The organism is Methanospirillum stamsii (assembly GCF_003173335.1).
Taxonomy (GTDB): Archaea; Halobacteriota; Methanomicrobia; order Methanomicrobiales; family Methanospirillaceae; genus Methanospirillum; species Methanospirillum stamsii.
Window position 1 is genome coordinate 1 of sequence record NZ_QGMZ01000062.1, and the last position, 1,816, is coordinate 1,816.

General features: G+C 37.6%; 1 protein-coding gene. It reads right to left on the reverse strand.

What is annotated here, in order from left to right; genetic code table 11:
- Positions 1 to 215 precede the first annotated feature (215 nt).
- A complete protein-coding gene (locus tag DLD82_RS17645) occupies positions 216 to 1,619 on the reverse strand; it encodes an IS701 family transposase (RefSeq protein WP_109942452.1) in 1,404 nt (467 codons plus the stop codon).
- Between the last annotated feature and the right edge of the window lie 197 nt (positions 1,620 to 1,816).

Consider the following 1,816-nt stretch of genomic DNA (forward strand, 5'->3'; position numbering starts at 1 on the left):
CTCTACAATGTCATGTTTAAATGGTTAGTTATCTTGATCCTCTCCAATTTTGATCAATATTTTGAAAAACATATGATGTTCATACAAAACGACTAGTGGAAATAATCATATGCAAATAATGATGTTTAAGACAACGATAAATACCATAAAAACGAAAAATAACACGAAGCCGAGAGCTATCTTTTAAGTTGGCGCACAAATCTCGGTTTCAACTTTTATTCGATAATTGGCCGCCCTTTTCGTTTCATCTTAGATCTTCGTGAATTTTTTCGGTTATTTTTATTTTTGACAGTCACCTCAGCAACCGTAGATGACGTCTTCTCTTTCAGAGGCATCCAAATTAAAAAAAAACGGGCGACGTCTTGAGGTGTAATGTCTTTAAATTCAGGAAGAAGGTGCTTTTGCTCCCTCAATATCCAAAGCATCGCAAGGAGAACTAATGCTACATGATGATGCCATGCCTTCCAGTTTCGGACTTGATAATCAGCCATTCCAGCGAGAGCTATTGAATCTTGAAAGGTTCGTTCTACCCAATACCTCTCACTTTGCATCTTTACCAAACGATCCCAGGAATTAATGTGATTTCCATTACAGAGAGAGTACTTAACTTTAGGTTCTTCGAGTTCTTTTCGAATCAACAGCCATACGGGTAGAGGTTCCTGGATATCTTTGTCGATTCTCCAGACCTTCAGAGCGTAGAAATTTACTTCAAGAAAGCCATTCATCGCCCTCCTGACTCGTAGAATTCTCCACCGCTTAATTTTTCTCATGATTTCATCTACCCTGATTGGAGTGGTATTTAGGACTTTTACTTGGCTAGGTGGTCTCCCTCGTGGGTTACACTTTAATGGAATCCCATATTCAGGTACCTCAAGAAAAACACGATCATCAGAGCCGATATCTGCAACATAAGTCACACCTAACGCTTCTAATAGGGTTAGTAACCAGGGTTGACTTCCATAAAATCCATCCATGTTTACATGACTGAATGGGATTTTAGAACGAAGTGCATCAACTATCAATTCGTATGATAACTCAGCTTTAGTTTTAAACGTTCGATGTTCAATAGGTATTCCTGCAGAGTCACATCTCTTTGAATTAGAAGTCCAACTTTTAGGCAGGTATAATCGATAATCAAGTAATAATCGGCTCCCATTTTTGACGTATGCCATAAATACGCCCACCTGACAGTTTTCAACTTTACCCAGATTACCACAATATTGGCGTTGAACTCCTACTGAATGCTCACCAGATTTAGGATTTGCGCATTCATCGATGACTAAAGCGCCATTTTTTCCAATAAGTCGCCAACCAATATTCCGAATCCATTCTACAAGAGAACGGTGATCCCAAGTAGATTGGGCCATAAAATGGCTGAATACTTGGTTGTTAAAATCACTACAATTTTGTGATATCGCTGTCAAATGACGGCGTCCAGGGCTTGTTAGGAGCCCTTTCATATAATCGATCGCTATTAAAAACCCATTGTGCGTTTTTGTCGAAAAACAGTCCTGAAGGGACGCCTGATTAAAGAATGCATTTACATGTGAGATTTGATGTTCTATCGCGATTCTGAGTCGTGCGACCTCATTCTTGAATGCAAAGTTAGCACAGCCAATATATTGTAATTACTTATATAAAGATCAAACGATATAATTCACAAAACTCTCGGTTCGAACTTGACATTGTAGAGTTAAAAAAACAGGAAATTGAATCTAAAATTGCAGAGATTGCAGGAGAATATCTGAAATTTTTTAAAATATACATAAAAAAAGAGAAAATGAACTATAATTTAAAATGGGAATATAATGAAAAA